General features: G+C 32.3%; 15 protein-coding genes and 2 pseudogenes. 9 read left to right on the top strand and 8 right to left on the bottom strand.

Going from position 1 to position 23,049, the window contains the following annotated elements:
- Nucleotides 1–105: 105 nt before the first annotated feature.
- Nucleotides 106–912: a hypothetical protein gene (locus N456_RS22105; protein WP_062062301.1), complete on the bottom strand. Its 807-nt coding sequence runs from the start codon at nucleotides 910–912 to the stop codon at nucleotides 106–108.
- Nucleotides 913–1,163: 251 nt separating this feature from the next.
- Between N456_RS22105 and N456_RS24665 the strand changes: the two genes are divergently transcribed.
- The 3 genes and pseudogenes from N456_RS24665 to N456_RS25090 form a co-directional block, all read left to right on the top strand.
- On the top strand, nucleotides 1,164–1,334 hold the full coding sequence (locus tag N456_RS24665; protein ID WP_158447950.1) for a hypothetical protein: 171 nt from the start codon (nucleotides 1,164–1,166) through the stop codon (nucleotides 1,332–1,334).
- 509 nt (nucleotides 1,335–1,843) lie between these two features.
- Nucleotides 1,844–2,596 (top strand): IS256 family transposase (locus N456_RS22110; RefSeq protein ID WP_240315579.1); only part of this gene is annotated, 753 nt, incomplete at its 3' end.
- Nucleotide 2,597: 1 nt separating this feature from the next.
- A pseudogene (locus tag N456_RS25090) lies at nucleotides 2,598–2,865 on the top strand (transposase); the annotation flags it as partial.
- 379 nt (nucleotides 2,866–3,244) lie between these two features.
- Here the strand turns inward: N456_RS25090 and N456_RS22115 are convergent.
- From N456_RS22115 to N456_RS22125, 3 genes and pseudogenes are all read right to left on the bottom strand, one after another.
- Complete coding sequence (locus tag N456_RS22115) at nucleotides 3,245–4,087, bottom strand: tetratricopeptide repeat protein (protein WP_062062304.1); 843 nt, start codon at nucleotides 4,085–4,087, stop codon at nucleotides 3,245–3,247.
- Entirely contained in the window at nucleotides 4,059–5,186 is a 1,128-nt protein-coding gene (locus tag N456_RS22120) for a hypothetical protein (protein ID WP_062062307.1), read from the bottom strand. Before N456_RS22120 ends, N456_RS22115 begins: the two co-directional genes overlap by 29 nt.
- A gap of 396 nt (nucleotides 5,187–5,582) precedes the next feature.
- Nucleotides 5,583–6,222, bottom strand: a pseudogene (locus N456_RS22125) (IS6 family transposase).
- Between the two features lie 294 nt (nucleotides 6,223–6,516).
- On the opposite strand from N456_RS22125, the gene N456_RS22130 reads away from it, so the two are divergent.
- From N456_RS22130 to N456_RS22150, 5 genes are all read left to right on the top strand, one after another.
- Complete coding sequence (locus N456_RS22130) at nucleotides 6,517–10,101, top strand: RHS repeat domain-containing protein (protein WP_148639413.1); 3,585 nt, start codon at nucleotides 6,517–6,519, stop codon at nucleotides 10,099–10,101.
- A gap of 5 nt (nucleotides 10,102–10,106) precedes the next feature.
- The gene (locus N456_RS22135; protein ID WP_062062313.1) at nucleotides 10,107–16,070 is read left to right on the top strand and encodes an Ig-like domain-containing protein; all 5,964 of its coding nucleotides are present in this window, start codon (nucleotides 10,107–10,109) and stop codon (nucleotides 16,068–16,070) included.
- 1 nt (nucleotide 16,071) lies between these two features.
- Entirely contained in the window at nucleotides 16,072–16,671 is a 600-nt protein-coding gene (locus N456_RS22140; RefSeq protein ID WP_062062316.1) for a hypothetical protein, read from the top strand.
- Between the two features lie 230 nt (nucleotides 16,672–16,901).
- A complete protein-coding gene (locus N456_RS22145; protein WP_033566529.1) occupies nucleotides 16,902–17,207 on the top strand; it encodes a transposase in 306 nt (101 codons plus the stop codon).
- The gene (locus N456_RS22150; protein ID WP_240315472.1) at nucleotides 17,204–18,070 is read left to right on the top strand and encodes an IS3 family transposase; all 867 of its coding nucleotides are present in this window, start codon (nucleotides 17,204–17,206) and stop codon (nucleotides 18,068–18,070) included. The genes N456_RS22145 and N456_RS22150 overlap by 4 nt, the downstream gene beginning before the upstream one ends.
- Here N456_RS22150 and N456_RS22155 read toward each other — a convergent pair.
- The 4 genes from N456_RS22155 to N456_RS24670 form a co-directional block, all read right to left on the bottom strand.
- The gene (locus tag N456_RS22155) at nucleotides 18,046–18,759 is read right to left on the bottom strand and encodes a restriction endonuclease subunit S domain-containing protein (protein WP_062062318.1); all 714 of its coding nucleotides are present in this window, start codon (nucleotides 18,757–18,759) and stop codon (nucleotides 18,046–18,048) included. The two genes, N456_RS22150 and N456_RS22155, sit on opposite strands and share 25 nt — an antisense overlap.
- Nucleotides 18,753–20,777, bottom strand: a complete 2,025-nt coding sequence (locus N456_RS22160) for a type I restriction-modification system subunit M (protein WP_062062322.1) — start codon at nucleotides 20,775–20,777, stop codon at nucleotides 18,753–18,755. Before N456_RS22160 ends, N456_RS22155 begins: the two co-directional genes overlap by 7 nt.
- Complete coding sequence (locus N456_RS22165) at nucleotides 20,770–20,973, bottom strand: helix-turn-helix domain-containing protein (protein WP_062062527.1); 204 nt, start codon at nucleotides 20,971–20,973, stop codon at nucleotides 20,770–20,772. The genes N456_RS22160 and N456_RS22165 overlap by 8 nt, the downstream gene beginning before the upstream one ends.
- Nucleotides 20,974–21,258: 285 nt before the next feature.
- Nucleotides 21,259–21,405, bottom strand: coding sequence for a hypothetical protein (locus N456_RS24670; RefSeq protein WP_158447951.1), 147 nt, complete (start codon nucleotides 21,403–21,405; stop codon nucleotides 21,259–21,261).
- A gap of 71 nt (nucleotides 21,406–21,476) precedes the next feature.
- Here N456_RS24670 and N456_RS22170 point away from each other — a divergent pair, with 71 nt between their 5' ends.
- Complete coding sequence (locus tag N456_RS22170; RefSeq protein ID WP_062062325.1) at nucleotides 21,477–22,964, top strand: ArnT family glycosyltransferase; 1,488 nt, start codon at nucleotides 21,477–21,479, stop codon at nucleotides 22,962–22,964.
- The last annotated feature ends 85 nt before the right edge of the window (nucleotides 22,965–23,049 follow it).

The raw sequence follows: 23,049 nt of genomic DNA on the forward strand, positions 1-23,049 counted from the left end.
TTTATCTTTAAAGACTTAATCCTAAAGTCATTATTATATTTTCCCTACCTTTCTTATAGCTATAATTATTTGTCCCACCAGAAATAACAACCAATTTTTATAAGATTAGTGAGTTATTTTCAGTTTATTACAAGTGTTGAAGTCAAAAAGTGTTTTAAATTCTAAAGCTATTTGTTGGTTTTCAATGTTTTTATCTTCAAAAGATATTTCTACAAACACAAATTTATCATTAAAATATAGTATTGTGTAGTTTTCAACTGTATTTTTAAAAGATATAGTGTTTAAAGTACAGAAAACGTTTTCATTATTTTGAGTATCGTTAAAACTTCCATTAGCGTAATTAATTACTAATAATAAAATAATTACTAACATTGAATATCCTATAATAAAACCGCGCCACCTATTGTCACTTATTTTATGAGTTATATTCTTGCTTTTTTTATTTTTTTTAATTGCTATTAGTGTAAAAAATGCTGAAAGAAACGCAATCATAAAAGATAAACCTAAAATACCTAGTAACGCTTCTAAAACACCTGTATCAGTTTTGACAAAAATACATACACATAATAGTATAAAATATATAAATACTGTATGTGCTATAAAAATAGCTCCATATTGTAAAGGGATTTTAATTAAGGTAAAAGAGATTTTTTCAAGAAAAACATAAGTAAACTTCATATATGTTGGTCTAAATAAAAATAATATCCAAACAACTAATAAAATGGATAAAAGAAAGAAAAGAGAAAAAAGCCCATCGGTTAAAGCTTGAGTAATAGAATACAATCTTATGAATGAAGGAGATATATAGGCTAATTGTATTAATTGAATTGCACCTCCTATAACAGTAGGAATTAAAATAATTACTGATAAATATTCCTTTAATTTTTTGAATATATTTTGTGTTTCTTTCATATTTATAGTTAGCTTGATTCTTTCATTAAATCTAAATATTTTTTCAAGAAAAAAAGTAATATTTAAGGTTGTTTTGAGTTTTTAAATGTTAAAATACAGTAATCACAAAGTGTCTAATTATACGCGTAATAATTATTTAATATAAACTATGTCCTCTTTTGTATCAAAAAAAGAGAATTTATTAGAAAAAAAGGCAGTCTCCAAAAAACTGTGTAAATAAAATTTTGGAGACTGTCAAGAATCATTCTAACATGAATAATCAATCATTACAATATACAGCAAACGATGCTCTTGATTATGCTTTAAATTTAAAAAATAGTACACTTTCTGATACTTCAAAAGCTGATTATAAAAGTAAGTGTAATCAATTCAAAAAGTATTTAGAAGAAAATCATCAATTATTGTTAACGTTCAATAAATAGAACTAATTGTAAGACTCTACTATAAATTAACTTTTAGTTTCTATTTTTATAAAGTTTGACTTCCTTTGATTATATAAATTATTCTGGACTATCTGCTAAGTTTTAGATCATTTCTTAGGCTAATTTTTTACCCTTAGCGTTCGGTAAGATGAATATATATTCTTGTAAAACAAAATAGATTAGTGTTTTTACTAACTGATATTGTTAATAATTTTAACATGCTATCAGTAAAGTTTGATGTTCTGTTATAAACTCTGAAATTTCTTCTAAATCTTGTATTGAAAAGTTTGAACTCTGAGGGTTCGGGGTCACGAAACATTACAAATCCCTTGTAAATACTAATGTTTACAAAGGATTTGTTTCTTCAATAAGATTTGCAAAAAAAAAACAGAACTTACTGATATTCAACATAAAAAAGGTAGTGTCCAATAAACTGTGTAAATAAAAATTAGGCGGGTTTTAAAACCCGCCTAATTTTTTTTGTTTAATTTTAATAACACAGTTTTCTTATGGAAGATTTAAAGAAACAATTTTTAGAAAGTGGCTTACTGGATGGTTTAAAGACCGAAGCCGAGTTAACCAGTTTATTAAAACAGCTTCACAGTACTGCTTTAGAATCAATGTTGCAGGGAGAACTTGATGCTCACTTGGGTTATCCCAAGAATGCCAAGAACCTTACCAGTAATGCTCGAAACGGAACCACTAGTAAACAGGTCAAGACTGAATTTGGTAAAAGCCAGATTACGATTCCTAGAGATCGTCAAGGTAGTTTTGAACCTATTGTGGTGCCTAAACACAAAAGCAACTCCTTATCAGTTGAAAACATAGTGATCTCTCTTTATGCTAAAGGAATGAGTGTTTCTGATATTGAAGATGAGTTGCAAGAAATCTACGGATTTAAACTCTCTACTTCAGCGATTTCAATTATTACTGATAGGGTTAATCAACACGTTCTAGATTGGCAGAACAGGCCTTTAGAGAATGTGTATTGCGTGGTGTGGATGGATGGTATTGTCTTTAAGGTTAGACAAGCTGGAAAAGTAATAAACAAAACCATTTATCTAGCCGTTGGGCTTAATCGAGAAGGTCGTAAAGAGCTCATGGGAATGTGGCTTGGACATAATGAGTCTGCTGCATTTTGGCAAGGCGTACTTACTGATATGAAAGCTCGTGGGGTAGAGGACATTTTGGTGACTGTAACAGATAATCTTAATGGCTTTACTCAATCTATCAAAAACGTATTCCCAACAGCAGATACTCAGNAAGAAACTGGGAGGAACTCACTGTATTTTTTGACTTCCCAATAGAGATCAGAAAGATTATTTACACCACCAATCTTATCGAAAACCTTAATGGTAAAATCAGAAAGTACACTAAAAATAAAATGGCATTCCCAACAGATGATGCCCTCAAAAAATCAGTATATCTAGCATTAATGCAGAGTACTAAAAAGTGGACAGCTCCAATACCCAATTGGGGATTAATACTTAATCAGTTCTTAACTATATATGAAAAACGGGTTCAACTATAAAAAGTTAAACCCGCTGAAATTTTATTTACACAAAATTATGGATACTGTCATAAAAAAGTTTGAACTATACATCTAGGGTATGTAGGAAAAGATTTACTGAAGTTTATTAGCGGGAGAGATTGAAATATCTAACCATTCTATTGACAATTTATTTGAATTAGAAGCATTTATAAAAACATATTCTACATTATTAATAGCTCCATAAGGGTTATACTCTTATTTACTTTTATTAATTAATATGAAAAAATCAGCTTAACTTATTGTCCAGTTTTTTGTTACAAGTCCACCCATAAATATTCTAAACTTTCGAGACTTCCATCAGGTTTTAATCTTTCGTGCCTACTATTTGTCATTCTATGTTTTAAGGATATCGTTTAATTTAACTTTTCAGTGCTTCAATATCTTCTATATAGGTTTGGTAAAATTCCTCAACATAAGGTCTTCTACTATTGTATCCTTGTGTTAAAAGTTTCTCTGATTCTTCAAGTAATGTTATTACCAACGAGGAATTAGTTTTAAGTTTGATTAGTGCCTTTGCTTTCCAATACAAAAGATCTGCATTTTTATTATGTTTAATCCCTAAATTGAATTTTTCTAATGCTTTTTCAAAATCTCCAATTTCAAAATATGTAATTCCGTAGTACATAAAAGCTCTACTTTCAATATAATTCAGATCACCAGATTTTAATTCATGAGCAAAGAACTTCTTGAAATATTCTTGTGATTTTGCGTATTCCTTTTTCATTAAATATGCAATACCTCTCATGAAATCAATATTTTCAGACTGCGGATAATCTACAAAATTTGGGGTAAGTGCATCTAATTCATCAAAATCTTTGATGGCATTATCATAATCCCTATAAAAATATAAGTATAGATATCCTCGATAACCTTGCCAAGATTCAGCATTATATTCGACGGCTTTTGCATACTTCTTCATGGCTTCTGTATTGATACCTCTTTTTACTCTAGGAACTCCCATTTCTCTATACACATCAGAAAAAGTCGAATCTAGTAGGTTTGCCTCATATAATAAAAAATGTTCTTCTGGTGTTCCTTGATAGTAATATCCAATACCCTGAATGAATTGTCTGGAGTAAACTTTAGCTTCCAATGCTGTAAACTCCTTTTTGTATAAAGAAGAACTTTGGTTACAAGAACTAACCGATAAGAGTAAACAACTCCAAATAATATTAAGGTAAAATATCTTGAATTTCTCCATTTTTTAGAATAAAGGTTACATAGAAATAAGAATCTCTTTTTACATTTCTAATTACACAAGGTTTCCATTTTTCTACACTAGAGAGGATATCATACAAATGCATCACAGTTTGCTTGGAGAACTGTTTTTTGTTATAATCAAAATCAGCTTGATTGGTAACGAATTTACCGGCTTTTCCCTTACAATTAATGACAAATCTGAAGGTAAGATAGCCAGTTTCATCATTTAATTTACTATTATCAAGTTTCTCATCAATAAACTTTTTTAGATTTCCTTTACCTCCTATAAACCCACTACGATCATTACCTCCATTGTAATAATCCGCTATATCAGCATGAGAAAAGCAGAGTGCTAGTGTAGCATCTGCATCTATGGTATTGTCGAAATCAATATAACCTACTCTTTTTATGTCATGTTTGGAAAGGGTGTCAAACTGTTTATGAGTTAGTTGTTCTACTAGTGTTTTCTCTTGTATTTGGTTGTCTTTGGTGATGATAGATTTCCACAACCCCAAATCCTGAACATAAATGTATCGAGAACGGTATTGAGAAGTATTTTTGAGGGTTTCTCCAAAAAATGTAGTATCTGTAGTAGTCTGTTCTACGATTTTGGCAGGTTTTTTTTCTACTAGAGTATCTTTAAGTAATATGGTAAATCGATCAACTTTGAGAGAAATAGAATCTTTATTTTTTAGTTTCACATTATAATAAGCAGTGTCTTTATCAAAAGTGATGTAGTGTGCAGTTGTATTTTCAGGATACACGGCGGTAAGTGTATCCATACGATAGAACCGCTGATGGCTAATTTCACTAACTTTATTATTATCTATACTGAATTTTTTAGTAGATAAAAGCTTAAATGCGGAATTGTATATTTCTTTAATATACATACTATCATTAAATTTCTTTATGTAGGAATATTCTATATAGGTTTTAGTACTACTATTATCAGTAGGGTATATGGTAACATAATATTTGTTTATACTTTCTTTGTTGATGGAATGTTGTGGAATAAAAAAACGTTCATTAGAATCTACATTATGGGTACAAGAGTAGATGCAAACGATAAATCCGAATAATACAAGATTTTTTATATTCATTCAGTAATTGTTTAGACCGATTAAAGGTAGTGGTAAACTATTAAAGAATCTAAAGCGATTATAGTTTATTCGAACTCTTCATTACTCCAATAAGTTCAACAATCAATCTTAAGGGCAAATTTACTGTATGTATTGACGACAAATTTTAACAATCCAATCAAGTTTAGCTTTCATTTTTTTAAAGTTATTTCCTGAGCCCGTAAAAATTTAATATCTTCTAATGCTAGGATGAAGGTTTTAATCTTATCTATTTCTGAAGTTCTATTCATATTGAGTATTAGAAGAAAATAGCTGTGCCATAATATAGAAATACTGATAAAAATTATAGTTGCTAAAAATAAAAGGTTCTGTCGCATTAATCCCTTCAACAATCAAATCATTATCAGTTTAGAAATTCTAAGCAGCTAGAGAGCAGAAGGTTTTAAACGTAGAATTCTTAGGGTTCAATATTTGCCCTTTTCTAATACTATTTATGATTTCTATTCCCGCTAGTGTTCTTTGTGCTGATTCAAATTCTTTAAAACCTACTGTAATTGTAATTCTCCTTTTTATATTTCTATGATCCTGTTCTACAATAGTGTTCAAGTACTTAATTTGTCTAATTTTTATCTTTTTTGAAGTCATGCTTCTTTTGTCCCAAGTCTTTATTCCAGCTATATTAGCACCACTCTTATCAATATTTATAATCCTTAGTTTTCCATTATTTCCTATAGCTTTATTTAGGAACTTTTGAGCCGAACCTTTCATTGTTCGCTTAGTCAATAGAAAATCAATCGTATTTCCATGTTTATCAACAGCCCTATACAAATACCTGTCTTTACCTCCAACTACTACTTGTTTGCCTTTTTCTTTTATTCATGTTTCTCTCTATCTCTTTAGAAAACTTAAACACCCATCTTTGAAGGATAGAATGATCTACTTTGAAACCTCTTATAGCCATTAATTCTTCTACATCTCTATAACTTAATGTGAATCTTAATTTCAAATATACCGCTTGTTGTATGATAATCTGTGGATACCGATGATGTTTGTACATGAAGTAATTTTGTGAACTGCAAATTTAAAAATATTTAAAAGAAAAAAATTAAAGCGACAGAACCCAGAACCCTGATCTACAAGGATTAAGAAATAAATCCTTTTTATATTCATCAGAAAAACACAACTAATATTACTGATAAACAGTTAGATATACACGTATCTCCACTCTGTTTTATGTATTGCTCACTACAGCTAAAAAAAATGAAAAAAAAATTTCCCAGTAACGAAAAATGAAACTGGCGTGCCTTATTATTGCATCAGGAAAAATAAAAAAAATCTAATCAATCATCGTATGAAAAACAGGGATATATCGTATCACATTCGTCAAATAATACCATTAAAGAAAATTTGGAAAGGTTTTCTACTATTTTTATTCCCATTGATCGTACTATCACAGGAACAGGAATTACATAGGGTTATACCTCCATCACCAAATGTAGCCGCATTTAATAAATATGGAGATATTCCTGTTAGCCCATATACCGGAGTTCCAAATATTTCTGTTCCGTTATATACTATTAATAGTAAAGATATATCTGTTCCTATATCTCTTAGTTATCATGCTTCAGGTATTAGAGTTGCTGAAGAAGCTAGTCGTGTTGGGTTAGGGTTTACATTAAACTCTGGAGGAATTATTTCTAGAACAGTTATGGGCAGAGATGATTTTAGTGTAGATGATTCGTATCATAAAGGAAATGTTCCAGAACTTCCTTATGGACCTATTGATGAGCCTATTGCAAACATACAGGACCTTCATTGTAAATTAAGTTTTATATCAGGAGACTTAGATATCCCTGAGCATTATTTTGATATGACTGATATATCACATGACTTTGAACCAGACCAATACAGTTATAATTTTTTAGGGTATTCTGGAAAATTTATTTTAACACCCAATAAAGAAGTTATTTTAGGTAAAAAAGAAAAAATAGAGATTAGGTGCTTAGATGATGATGCAAATGCATGGGAAATAAGAACTTCTGACGGAATGATATATTCCTTTAATGTATATGAAAGTTATTTAGATCTTCAAGATATTGTTCCACCTGTTAAATCTGCATGGTATCTAACAAAAATAAAATCCCCAACTGGCGAAGAAGTAAATTTTCATTATAGTACTATTAATAACTGGAATATTAAACCAATAGGTACGTTTGTTGAAAGAAGGTACACTTTCTCAGTAAAAGGGAATAGGTCTGATGGTGTCGTTACACCTCCACCATTCAGTGAAATGGCTCCGAGTAAAGATTACGTTAATGTTCAGCTAGATTCGATAGATTTTAATAATGGACGAGTGAAACTTATTTATGGATCAAGAGATGATATAGAAAAAGATTCTAAAATAGAATCTGTAAAGGTATTTAAAAAAGTAAATGGAAATATCGCAGCTAATCCATTTAAAGAATTTCAATTTAATTATGATTATTTTGTAAGTAACTTTGGTGCTAAATTTGATGTAGAAAACCCCTTTACTTTTAAAAGACTCAAATTACTATCGTTACAAGAAAAAAGTATCAATTTAGAAGAGGTTGTAACAAAACCACCTTATCGGTTTAGATATTATGAAGAAATTCCTTTACCAGCAAAAAGTTCTTTTGCTAGAGATCATTGGGGGTACTATAATGGTAAAGGAGGTAACAATTCTCTTGTTCCAAGTTTTAATAGTATAGGTAATACTACTAACCCTGTTGATCATGCTATAGGAATTCGAGGAAAAGAAAGAGATGCAATTCCTTCATATATAAAAGCATATAGTTTAAAAGAAATTATTTATCCTACGGGGGGTAGTACAGAATTTCAATATGAAGCTCACGATTATGATCCTAAACTTTCAAAGCTAAGAGATCAATCTTATTTTGGCCATAATAGACCATTGACTTATACAAAAAGAAAAAGAATGTATTACAATGGAAAAAATAGAGGTGTTATTTATGAACAGGAGCTCGACCTAAGAGATATGGCTGTTGATGGAAATGGAAATTACCCTAAAACGAAATTAAGAGCTTTTTTTAGAGTATCTAATGAGTGTAGTAGTATTAGCGATACACCAAATATCTATTTTGAACTCTATAGGAGCAATGGTAATAGGATAAGTGGAGTTTCGTTTGAAACACCTCGATGTACAGATAATTCAAATGATCAATGTTTATCTTGTGATGGAGTAGAATTTAATTATACTAATGAATATAGTTTGCAACCAGACGTGTATCTATGGAAAGCCTATATGGCTGATGATTATGCTACAGCAGAATTTCAAGATATTCATGCAAATTATACGTATGAAGCAGAATATGGCTCTTTATATAGTAACGACCAAAAGTTTAGTTATGCAGGAGGTTTAAGAATTAGTAAAATTATTGATAAGGATAATGTAAATGATGCAAACAACAAAATAAAGCATTATAAGTATCACTATAAAGAGGATAAAAATAAGGATGGCATAGAAGAAGAATACTCTCATGGTTTATTAATGATTCACCCTCGATATAGTTATTTTGAATCAGTAAATGAAGGACCTAGAAATAATGGTTTTTTATTAGTAAGAGCATCAAATAGTACAACGCCATTAACTAGTTCAGCAAGTGGGAATACAATTGGTTATAGCCAAGTGTCCGTACTATACGGAAATGATGGAATTTATGGAAAAACTATTTATACCTATGAAAATAAATCAGATAAGGTATATAATTACAGTTTAACTGTAGGAGAACTTTTAGGAAAATCTACCCCTTTTATGCCACCATCTAAACCATCTTTAGGTTATGAAAAAAATGGCTTATTATTGACCAAAACACATTATCGCAAGCAAGATAGTAACTTTATAAAGGTATCAGAATTATTTAATCAATATAATTCTGTCTTCTATAATATAAATAACTCAAATTTATACTATTATGGTGTTGTTCTAAGAAAACATGTGTCTTCGAATGTAGCGTCTAAACATTGTGGAACAGCCTATCTGTATCCAGCAATACAATCAAACTTAGTTAACCTAACCAAAACGACAGAGCGGACATATGATCAAAATAATGTAGCTAATTTTCTTGAAACCAACATAGATTATAAATACGACCATCTTAAACAAATACAACTAACAGAAACAATTATTACTACTAGTGATGGCAAAACAGTGTCTACCAAAACGTTATATCCAGACGACATAAAGACTAATGTAACATTACAAGACGATAGTATACTTAATGGAGGGGAGTTAACCGCAACAACTTTTAATGCCATTAACAAAATGAAAGAAGGAGCTTTACATCAAGTAGCAACACCCATACAAATAGAAACGACTGTAAAAGACATCAATAATAATCTTCTATCTCAATTCATACAGCGTACCAATTTCTCAGAACCTTTTACAAATCTTGTTTTACCTAAAAGTGTACAAACCTTAAAAGGCATTTATAATGCTAGTACTAATAAATCAGAAGAAAAAATTGAATATACATATTATTCTAATGGGAATGTAAAACAAGTAAACAAAGTAAATGGTACGCACATCATCTATATCTGGGGATATCAGAACCAACACCCTATTGCTAAGATTGAGAATGCTACGTATAGTGACATAGAGGATTATATATCAAATCTCCAAACAACATCTAACCAAGATAATGATCGTACACAAGGCTATCTGGGTAAAGAAGGAGCTTTACGACAAGCACTGGATAATTTAAGAAACACTTTACCTTCTACAACAATGGTAAGCACTTATACCTATGACCCTCTAATAGGAGTAACCAGTATGACAGATCCCAAAGGATATACGATGTATTATGAGTACGATGAATTGAATCGTCTAAAAGAAGTACGAGACCATGAAGGGAACTTAATAAACGATTACCACTACCATTATAAAAACAACCAATAAACGATATGAGAAAACATGTATATAGAATTGTAACCTTTATCGCACTATTGGTTATAGTATTTACGAATACAGCATTGGCTCAGAGTTGTTCTATAGCTGCTCTTAGCCCATCAACACTAAATTTTTCTTCATCTGGGGGGACACAAACCGCCTATGTTATATATGATACAGGTAGTTGTAGTTTACATATTGATGATGCTCCATACTGGGTTACTGTTACCCGATCAGGAAGTGAGCAGTTAAAAATTGTAGCAAAGTCTAATACCCTAGCAGCAAGATCAGGGGTCATTCAATTAAGTTATGGATCAGAATACCATAAAATTTATGTATCTCAGGATCATGGAGCTTCTTTTCCTTCAAACCCTAAAAACCCTACTGTTAAAACAACAGGTTGTGGTCAGGTTACTTTACAAAGAGCAGGAAGTCCCTCTAATGGTGAGGTTTGGTATTGGCAAGGGAAAAATGCTAATGGTACCAGTACCTCCAGAGGCTCTGGAGCTACATTTACTGCAAAAGAAGGTAATGGACGGTATTATATACGATCCAAAAAGAATACTCACTGGAGTAGTAAATCGGGGGTAATAAATGTGACTATTCCTACAAAACCTAAAAAACCAAACGCTTATGACAAAAAACGATGTGGTCCTGGTTCGATAACACTTACTGCATCTGGAGTAAGTGGAGCTACCTATAAGTGGTATACAGCTACAGGAACCTATTTAGCTTCTGGAGCTAGTTTTACTCCATCAATACGTAGTACCACCAGATATCAGGTAAGAGCAGAGCGATCAGGATGTCTTAGTGATCCTGTAATGGTTCGTGCAATAAATACCAGTCTCGAGGTATGGATAAGTGGTGGTAGAGGTAGCTGTGAATCACCAGCAGCTAGATTGTATGCAGAAACATTTTTGACAGATGGTATTACAGGAGGCGTAAGGCATAATTGGTACACATCACCAACAGGAAGAGGAATGGCTGCTACTACTACAGCAGAACTGGATGAAACGGTATATACTTCTACTATGGAAGTTTCAAATGGAACTAAAGAATTTTGGGTAAGTGTAGAGTACAATGGTTGTGAAAGTGAAAGAAAAAAGGCAACAGCAAAATATATTCCCAATACTAGACCAGAATTAACTCTAATCAACCTATCAGATACACCATGTGGACCTAGTGCTACATTTTCGTTATTAGCGGAAGGGGGTAATGGTTCTTATAAGTGGTACGACTCTCCTAGTAGCGACACAGTGTTACATACAGGTAGTTTATATACACCTACACTAAGTTTCAATGAAACCAATGGTCAAAAAACCTATTATGTAGGAGGTGTACTAAAAAATGCACTAGGCTGTTCGTATCCCATATCTCCAAGGAGAGCAATAACAGTATCAATTAACCCTCAGCCTTCAGCCGCATCAGGGGTCGATAAACAACGCTGTGGCGCAGGAAGTGTAATTTTAGAAGCCTCCCCAGGTTCTTATGGAACGACAATACGATGGTATAGTACATTAACCAGTACCACTGTTTTGCATACAGGAACCCGATATACTACTCCGAGTAATAGTAGTGCAACTACTTCATATTATGCAGAAAGTTATAATGCTACTACAGGATGTAAATCCTCTTCTAAAAAACAAATTAAAGCGATTATTAATCCTTTGCCCTCAATAGCATCGGGAGCAAATAAAGAACGCTGTAATACAGGTAGTGTTATTTTAGAAGCCACTCCTGGTACTAATGGTACGACGATACGATGGTATAATTCTGCAACCAGTACTACTGTTTTGCATACAGGAACTCAATATACTACCCCAGATATTAGTGCCACCACTTCGTATTATGCCGAAAGTTATAATGTTACTACAGGGTGTAGTGCACCTAGAAGAAAACGGATTAATGCAATTATTATCTTTGAAAGGGTATGGTATGCTGATTTTGAAGGAGATGGATTAGGAGATCCTAATGACTCAATAATAAACTGTACACAACCCGATAAGTATGTAAGTGACAATAGTGATATATGCCCAGAGAAACACTCTGCTACTAATGAATGTGGAGGAGATATTTTAGATCAGAATTATATTTATACAAAGCAATATCAAGAACCAAGAACAGAAGGGGCTACAACGATGTTTGCAGATGATGATGGTATTCTACAAAATATTACCTACTATGATGGTCTAGGTCGCCCTATGCAAGATATAGGAATCCGTCAGTCTGGTAATAAAAAAGATATCGTTACTCATATAGGTTATGATGCTTATGGTCGTAAAGATAAAGAATGGCTCTCCTATGAAGAGGAGCAAGATGATTTTGGAAACTATAGAGGAGATGTTCGTAGAACTACTCAGGAATATTATTTAGAGCATTATGCCAATGATTTTTCAGAGATTACCAATGCTACACAAGTCAATGCTTATTCAGAAAGTGTTTTTGAAGCTTCTCCCTTAAATCGTGTATTGAAGCAAGGGGCACCAGGAAAAGCATGGAAAGCTGACAAAGATAGTAATGATGATCATACGATTAAGTTTGATTGGCATACTAATACTAATGGAGAAGTAGCTTATTTTTATGTAACCTTTGTAAGAAATGATTCAGAACAACCAGAATTACAAAAAGGAAATTCGGGATATGCTGAAAATGAGTTGTATGTTTCTGTTACCAAAGATGAAAACTGGAATTCTGATCAAACATATGCTAATGATCATACGACCAAAGAATATAAAGACAAGCAAGGACGTATAATTCTAAAAAGAACCTATGTAGAGGATGTAGCCCATGATACCTATTATGTGTATGATGATTATAGCAACCTCTCATACGTAATTCCACCTAAGGTAGATACTAGCGACGGAGTTGATACTACGGAATTACTAGAACTCTGCTATCAATACAAATATGATCATAGAAATCGATTGATCGAAAAGAAAATCCCTGGCAAAGGATGGGAGTTTATTGTATATGACAATCTGGATCGTCCTGTCTTAACACAAGATGCTAATCAGGCAACTAAAAACCCAAAAGAATGGCTATTTACCAAATATGATGCACTAGGTAGAGTGATCTATACAGGAATTTACAAAGACGATACGAATAGATCCAATATACAGAAAGATCATTTTAATAGTAAAACAGCAACTCAGAATTATGAAACTAAAGTAACTTCTGGAACAGGATATGCTAATACCTATTATACAAATGATAATTTTCCTAATACAAATCTAGAAGTATTAACAGTCAATTATTATGACAACTACTATTTTGATACTGTAGATTTAACCCTACCATCTCAAAGTTATGAAGTACCAATTATAAATCATGATGATGCTGATCAGTTAAAGACAAGGACATTAGCAACAGGAAGTAAGGTAAAAGTTTTAGAAACCGATAACTGGGTAACTACTATTACAGGCTATGATCAGAAGGCGCGACCTACTTATATAGCTAGTACAAATGACTATCTACATACAACAGATGTTGTAGAAAGTAAACTAGATTTTGTAGGTAAAGTAGAACAAACCAAAACCACACATACTAAAGATAGTAATACAGCGATTGTAACAGTAGACACTTTTACCTACGATCATATAGGGAGATTACTTACCCAAACCCAAAAAATCAATTCTCAAACACCAGAAATTATTCAGAGTAACGTTTATGACAAACTAGGACAGTTGGTAAGCAACGATATTGGAGGAGAAGCAGCGGGAACAGCTAATAACAAGAGAACAACATATAAAGATATCGCTGGAGTAACAGTATCTGATAACACAATCACTAAAACAGTTAATGATGGTTGGGCAAATGCAGGCTTGATCACTGATACAGGTTTTTCTGGTGATGGTTATGTAGAGTTTGAAGCTACCTCGGCAAGCTCCATACTAATGGCAGGCTTAACTACCCAGAATACCAATCTTCATTATAGTAGTATAAAATATGCAATATTTCTGCAAAGAAATGGAAATGTAGATATCTATGAAGGACCACTAAATAGAGGAAATTTTGAAACCTATATCGCTGGAGATATTTTAAGAGTCGAGCGTATAGGTAATACCGTTTATTATAAAAAAAATGGAGAAGTATTCCATACCTCTGTGATAAACTCTACAGGTACTTTATATGGGGATATCTCTATATATAGGAAACAACATCAAATTAAAAACTTTGGAATAGTTGACAGTGCTGCAAAAAGTGATATCAATATCCAAAGAAAAGGACTACAAACTGTAGATTACACTTATAGTGTTAGAGGATGGTTAACCGCTATTAATGATGGGAATACAGCTAATGGAGATTTGTTCGGCTTTAAGATCAATTATAATACCCCAGAACACGGGGCTACTGCGCTGTTTAACGGGAATATCTCTGAGACAAAATGGAAAACTGCTAATGATCATATCCAGCGATATTACAAGTACAGTTATGATGCTTTAAATAGAATCAATAGCGCTATAAGTAATGATGGGAACTATGACCTAAACAATGTTACTTATGATAAAATGGGTAATATAGAAAGCTTAACTAGAAACGGTTGGCAAAACTCATCAAATTATACTAATCTTGATGTACTAGGTTATGATTACGACAGTGGTAATAAACTCTTAAAAGTAACCGATACCGGAAACAAAACCTATGGATTTAAAGAAAGTAGGAATGCCATTGATGATTTTGAGTATGATAGCAATGGTAATATGACCATTGACCGTAATAAAGGAATTACAGGGATTACCTATAATCATTTAAATCTGCCTACAACAGTTACCATAAATAATAGCAAACATACCGGAACTATTTCTTATATTTACGATGCTACTGGCGCAAAACTAAAAAAGATTGCAACAGAGGGAGGTTCATTAACAGAGACAGCGTATGCAGGTAACTTCGTCTATAAAAATGGTACGCTTGAGTTCTTTAACCAGCCTGAAGGCTATGTAGAGAAAGAAGCAGATGGGTATAAGTATGTATACCAGTTTAAAGATCACCTTCAAAATGTAAGACTATCGTATTCAGACAAAAACAAAGACGGTACAATTACTCAGGATGAAATCATACAGGAGAAGAACTACTACCCCTTCGGCATGACTCATTCTGGATATAATAATACACTACGAGGGAGAAATCATAATTATGGGTTTGGTAATAAAGAAGAGCAAGACGAACTTGGTTTAGAGTGGTTGGACTTTGGTGCAAGAAACTATGATGCTTCTTTAGGCAGATGGATGAACATTGATCCATTAGCTAGTAAGTTTCACTCTTATTCTCCTTATAATTATACAGTTAACAACCCTATATCATTTATAGACCCTGATGGTAGAGAGTTAAAAATTGCAGGAAATAGAAAACAACGTAGACGAACACTTAGAACTCTAAGAAAACTTACGAATAATAGATTAAAATTAAATAGGAAAACTGGAGTAGTAAGTATTGGAAGAGGAACTAGAAATAGAAGCAAGAGTCTTAAAAATGGAACAAGTTTAATTTCTAGGGTTATAGGTTCAAAAAATACAGCTACAATTAACCCCATAGAGAATTTTAGAGCAGAAAATAAAGGAAAAAAAGCCATAGATGGCACAGATCTTGGTACACTAGAAGGTAATGCAACACAGAGTCATGCATCACCTGAAAATCAATCAAACGGTATTGGCGGAGATGCAACAGTTGTATTTGATCAAAATGATAATGGAACTCAAATTGTTAATGAAGATGGTTCTACTGGCAGACCAAAAGAAATTGGTCTTGCACATGAATTAATCCATGCAGACAATGCTCTTTCTGGAAATGTAGATGATGGCGATGCTCAAGAAGACTTACAAGATCCAGATACAATGATGGAGGGGATTTTAGGTCCAGAAGAAGTTTCTGTTCGAGAAAAAGAGAACGATATAAGATCAGAGCAAGGTGTTAAACAAAGAAAGGCACCTATTGACAATACTTTAAAAAATTTAAAAGAATACTTAAACGATAATTAAAATGATTATTAGAAAAATATTTTGTGCTATAAGTGTCTATTTGATAATAACCTCATTTAATATATGTTGTAAACCGTTATCTACAGATTTAAATGATAATAATTTAGTTGAAAAACAGGTGAAAGAATGGCAAAAGGCAAATGATGACTTTTTAGATAAAGAGAATATTACTAAGCCAGGGATTTTATATAATCATATGAAAAACTCTTTTAAAACTATTCAACTAGATACTGAAGAGTTTAAAAGTTATAAGAGAGCTATTTTAGATTATGCATATACAAATTATCATAATGAGATTAAAGACAATCACTTTTTTATCGCTGAAACAATCAGTCAACATGGTTTATCATATACTTTATTGTTAAATACAGAAGGAAATAACTTAATAAAATTAAATGCCTTTCGTGGGAAGTTAAATTTAAAAGGTAAAGAGAAGTCATCTTTTTTAGATTATGAAAAAAGATTTAGTAACTACAAATCTTTTGATGAATGTGAGGTAAATAATAATCCAAACAGATATACTGTGATAAATAAATTTAATGTTGATGGAGATATTGAAATTAAAGTTATAGATCGTCAATGTAGAGGAGAGTATAAATAACCATATAGCTCGGATTTGCAATCCAAGCTTGATTAACAAATAGAGTAAAGCCACCTCATTATTGGGGTGGTTTTTTTATGAATATGCTTTTTTGGTTTTAGAATCTCTTAGGAAGGCATCAATAGTAAGTAATAAAGCATCTTTTTCTTTAGAAGGTAAATCATGGAGTTGCTACCTTTATTCGGACAGATATTTAAGACAGTTTATGTTTAAATAAATATCTTAGAAAAATGAAGAAACGATTTTACAGTAAAGAATTTAAATCAGAAGCTGTTCGGTTAAGCTATCAGCGAGAAAACATAAAAGAATTAGCCGATGAATTAGGAGTTAAAGTTGATAGGATTTATCGTTGGCGTAAGCTAGATAGTGAAGATGGAGTTTCTAAAAAAGCTTCTAAACCACCTTCTTCTCAAATAGATAACCAAGAAGTGAAGGAGTTACGTAAAGCTCTTAAAGATGCTCAATTAGAACTAGAGATCTTAAAAAAGGCCGTTCACATTTTCTCCAAGAGCGATGGAAAATCTATCAATTCATAGTTTCATATAAACATATGTATTCCATTGAGAGAATGTGTAAAGTACTAAAAGTTAGTAGAAGTAGTTATTATAGATGGTATAGTAATGGCCCTTGTAATAGGGTTTTAGAAGACCAGAAATTAACTTTGGAAATAAAAAATATCTTCTATGATAGTAGACAAACTTATGGGAGTCCTAGAATTAAACAAGAACTTCTTAGAAGAGGGTATAAGGTATCCAGAAGTAGGATCTCCCGATTAATGAAATCTAACGGGTTAAGAAGTAAATTAAAAAAGAAATATAAGATTACTACAGATTCAAATCATTGTTTTCCCATATTCAAAAATCATTTGGATAGGGAGTTTAACCCCAAGAGATTAAATCAGGTTTGGGTCTCTGATATTACTTACATTAAAACCAATAAAGGATGGTTATATTTAACAACATTAATTGATCTTTATGACCGTCAGGTGATAGGTTGGTCATTGAGTACTTCTTTGTTTACTGATCAAACCATAGTACCCGCTTGGAAAATGGCAACTTCTAAAAGAAAAATAGAGGCGCCTTTACTTTTTCACTCTGATAGAGGGGTTCAATACGCAAGTAAAGAGTTTAGAAAAGTTGTTACTACTAATAAGTTGATTACCCAATCCATGAGTAGAAAAGCTAATTGTTGGGATAATGCAGTAGCAGAATCTTTCTTTAAAACATTAAAAGCAGAACTTGTTTACCATCATAGTTTCAAAACAATACAAGAAGCTAAAACAGCTGTATTTGATTACATAGAGGTCTGGTATAATAGGAAAAGATTACATTCTTCTTTGGGATACAAAACTCCAATAGAAGTTGAAATAGAATTTTATAAACTTAAAAATGTAGCATAGGTCTTAGAAAAACTGTCCGAATTTATCTTGCAAGTCCATTTTAGTTTATCCGGTGCATTTGGAACAACAATTTTTTCAAAATGCTGTGGTTCAATTTGGTCTACAACAGCACCAAATGTATTACTTTTAACTATTGTTTTGCCTGTCTCTGTTTGGAAAAATGTATATAAATAACCTGCATACCTTTTAGCAATTATTCTAATTGCATGTTCGCTTATCAAGTTTTTAGCTAATGTTCGATTAACGAAAGTTACGTTACCTATTGTACCTGAACGAGAAATTAGAATTGTTCCTTCTGAAACTTGAAACGGCTTTACGTTAATGACATTCGAGGACAAAAATTTAATTGCCTTCGGGCGAACAAATAACATTTCAGAACTACCAAGAAAGCCGATTGCACCTTGGGTGTTTTGGGATACATAGTTTCTTTTTACTCTGCCACCATAGAAACAATCGTCTATGAAACCATTATCCGACCAAGCATTTACGAATCCATATTTATTACTCTTTACTTTTTCCTTAGCAAGTTTAGATTCTATACTAAAAGCACTTGCTTCCAAACGAAGTTTATTGTTGAAAATCTCTGTCAGAGAAACAGAAGTATATTTTAGTTTGTCAGGTAAATATGTATAATCTATTTCCTCTTCAACTTCTTGAAACTTGTATGCTAAATTACTCTTATCTACCATGCTATTCCTTGTTTAGTTTTCCAATTGCTGAAAACATCTGCAACATGGATAGTTTGGTCATTTAAAATTTTTTCTTGCGTAACTTCTTTACGTGCAACTAAATTGCCTTCTGCGTCCTTTTCTTTTACGAGTTCTTCAACTTCAAGCATTACGATATTTCCTTTCTCGTCTCTTTTAAAGATTTTACCCCCTCTTTTATCATGTCCGATATGGTCAATCATAGTCATGAAAATATCGTAGTCAATTATTTGTCTTGATTTTTCCTCTTCTAAAATTTCTTCTTTTGTCTTTTTTTGCAGGAATAGGATTGAGCATTGTGTTCCATTTCTTGGTTGGAATGCATCTGCATGTAAATCAACACTTGCAATTATTTTTGTGTTTTTAATTAACCAATGTCGAATAAATTCAAGTCCTGGTGAGCCTAAAATAGAATCAGGTAAAACAATTGCTGTTCTACCACCTTCTTTTAGAAGCTGTATGATTCGTTCAATGAATAGTTGTTCAGGCGGAACGCTTGATTGCAAACGGTCTGTTTTGTACCAATTACCTTCTTCATCTTTATTCCATATATAGGCAATGTCAAACTGCTCTAAAATTTGTTGGTCTTTTATTGGAATTTTTGAGCCAAAAGGAGGATTGGTTACAATTACGTCAAAGTGTCCTAAACTTCTATGGTTCCGAATATCACTTGCTGAAATACCTAATGCTTTGGCAAGTTTCTTTTTTGTTTCTTCTTCCCATTCTGCTGGTGGCAATAATGAATTAAGCTGTAAAATATTTCCACTACCATCATTATTCATTACCATGTTCATTTTGGTAGCTTTTACCAAGTCAGGATTAATATCAAAACCGTAATAATTTTCAGCAGCTATTTCAGATATTTTATCGTTAAATGCTTTTCTAATGTCTGCATTCCAACCTTCTTCTTCTCCGTATTGGCTTTCCATTCTTTCACGAAGTGAGTCAATTACAGAGGTCATTGCTGTAACGACAAATCCGCCTGTTCCGCAACTGCTGTCCAAAACACGTTCTGTCTCTTTTGGATTTATCATGGCAATTGCCATTTTCATTACGTTTCTAGGGGTAAAAAATTCTCCTCTATCTCCTCTTAAATTTGCTCCAACAATTTCTTCGTAAGCTTTTCCTTTTATGTCTATGTTAGTTGTTAAAAGAGCATATTTTTGAAGTTCTGCAACCAAATAAGTTACTGTTCGTGGAAGCAATTTTATTTCATCATTTTTATCAAATATTTGTCCGTGGCGTTTTTTTACTTCATCGAATATTTTGGAAACTCTTTTGTAAACGCTTGCTTGTCCATCTTTGTAATTCCTCTCTTTTGAAGTAGTAAAAAACTCTACAGGCTCAAGCAAATTTCGTTCATCATGTATTTTGCAAAAAATGATTTTTAGAAATTCAAAAAATGCAGGCTGCTTTTGCAATCCTTCGTTTACGTAAATAATGTTATGACAAGTTTTAAACGTAAAAAGTAAATTGTCTTCGTATGCTTTGATTAATGTATTTCGATTTGGTCTTTCTTGCTCATCCGTTGTTCCGTCAGCAGAAGGAATATCATTAAATTCTTCGTAAACGTATTTCCCTTTTTCATTTTTTACTTTTCGCCAAACTTCTTTGTGCATTCCGTTTGTCCACATTCCCCATTCACAGTTAGCGCAAGCAGCCATGTAAGACTTCAATTGTTTTACGCCATTGTCTTTATCAGTTGGTTTTATTGATTCTTTTTTACATTCAATAACTAACCAAATATTGTCTTGGGCTTTTATTTCTTCTTCTGTTGAACCTTCTGGAAAGATTACAATGTCAGCGCGTTTTTTACCTGAACCCATTTGAACGCCATACTCAATTTTAACTTGTTCTTTTGAGTATTTGTGTTCATTAATTAATCGTTTTTCAACGGTTTGTCTAACGTATTCTTCTGGCGTGTCTTTGCGAATAGTTCCGTCAATGTAATCTCTTAATTTCCCTTCGGGAATTGAAATGATAACCTTGGTTTCAATCATTTTTAGTCTTTTTATTTACTAACAAGTCGGTCGCCTGAACTTGTAGAATGTCGGCAATCTCGTATAAATCCTCAACACTTGGCTGTCTCACATTTCGAGCATACTCGTTTATTGTCGTATAGCTCTTATTCGTTTTATCTGCAAGCCAAGTTTGTGTAATCCCTTTTTCTTTTAGGATTTCCTTAATTCGGTTCATTTCTAAACCATTTAATTTGGTTGCAATATATGAAAAGTTCGCTGCCTTATAACGAAAATGTTCGCTGTATTTTGGTGAGTTCGGCAAAAGCAATATAAAAATGAGAATATCCAAATAACATTACGGTTCATTTAAGTGTCAAATCGTGAACTTATAAAATGAACAGATTTATTGAACTCTGTAGGCTTTATTCCCTGGTTTTAATCAATAGTTCAGTTTAATGACTGAATTAGTAAACTAATTTAAAGGAGGACAATAGAATTTTTCAGAATTATATCAATTTTGCTAAGCAACATCAAAATACTCTGCTAATTCATTGATTTTCAAAAGTTCATTTTCAAAAGGGTTCGACATATGTCCTGCCGAGGTCACAAATTGAACAATTTTTACCGAAGCGAGACAATATTGTCTTGCTTTTTTGTTGATTATCATTACTTTTATATTCAGGAAATAAAGGATATATATTCTTTATGCAACCGTTACTTGCAAGCTGAACCTAACGAATGAAAAAATATCTGCCAATAATTCTGACCCTATCATTTATAAAACTTATCATTCAATGGTTTGGAAATAAAAACTATGGCTTTCATCGCGATGAACTACTACATTTATCCGTAAGTGAACATTTGGGTTGGGGTTTTATGGAATTTCCACCGTTTATCGGTGCAATTGGAAAACTATCATATTGGCTTTTTGGTTATTCAATTTTGGGAGTGAGACTTTTCCCAACTCTTGCAGGTGTTGCTATTCTCGTACTATGCTTTTTAATTGTAAAAGAACTTGGTGGGAAATCGAAAGCTATTCTGCTTAGTGGAATTTGCATACTAGCGTTTCTCCCGTTTTATAGAAACCATACACTATTTCAACCAGTAGCGTTTGATCAGCTATTTTGGACACTCGGATTTTACTTTATAATCAAATTTATAAACTCACAAAACAAGAAATTTCTAATCCTTTTGGGAATAACATTTGGCTTAGGATTAATGAACAAATACACCATGTTGGTTTGGGCATTTGGACTATTTATTGGCTTGTTTTTTTATCAAAAAGGGAATCTATTTAAAAACAAATGGCTGTATATATCAGCATTGATTTCTTTGCTGATTTTCTTACCTAATTTAATATGGCAAATTCAAAATGATTTTCCACTTTTAAAACATTTGCAAGCATTAAATGATAATCAACTCAATGAAATTAACCCTTTAGAGTTTGGGCTTGAACAATTAAATTTCCCATTTACGCTAATTATAAGCCTTTTTGGCCTTGTTGCACTGCTAACAGATAAAAAATTAAGAAAATACAGAGCTGTTGGAGTAACATCTATAGTAATCTTTTTTACAATGTGGCTTCTCAATTCAAAAGCCTATTATATATTTGCAATTTATCCTGTTCTTTTTGCAAGCGGAGCGGTTAAGATAGAAAGCATACTTTCTAAAAAGTCTATCTGGGTTTATGCAATTGCTTTTGTCACACTAGCAACTTCCATCTATTTTATTCCAGAAGCCACACCTATTCTACCAATTGAAAAATTTGTCAAGTATAAAAATCTTCAAGAAAAGAATGGACGAATTGAATTAACAGGAGATTATGCAGATATGTTTGGTTGGGAAGAGCAGGTAAAATTGGTAGATAGCGTTTATCAATCATTAAGCCCTAAAGAGAAAAAGAATTGCGTTTTGTGGGCAGAAAATTATGGAGAAGCAGGAGCACTTAAAATCTTGGGTAAGCAATATAATTTACCAAATCCGATAAGCAGACACGGCAGTTTTTGGACTTGGGGATATGGAAAAAAAGATGCCGATGTTTGGATTAGTTTGGGTAATGAAATACCATCTGTTGAATACGTTTTCGAAGAAGTTGAATTAGTTAAAATAATTAATCACAAATATGCAATAGGAGAAGAGAATGGAATTCCCCTTTATGTTTGCAGAAAACCAAAAGTTGATATCGAGAAATGGTGGAAAGATTATGAAGAACATATATTTGACTGAAAAAAGCCAGCAGGTAACAATGTGTATTAGTAATAGCGGTTTAAGTGATAAAAAGAGAATATAATTCTAAAACAAAGGTTAGTCC

The organism is Aquimarina longa SW024, assembly GCF_001401755.1.
Classification (GTDB): Bacteria; Bacteroidota; Bacteroidia; order Flavobacteriales; family Flavobacteriaceae; genus Aquimarina; species Aquimarina longa.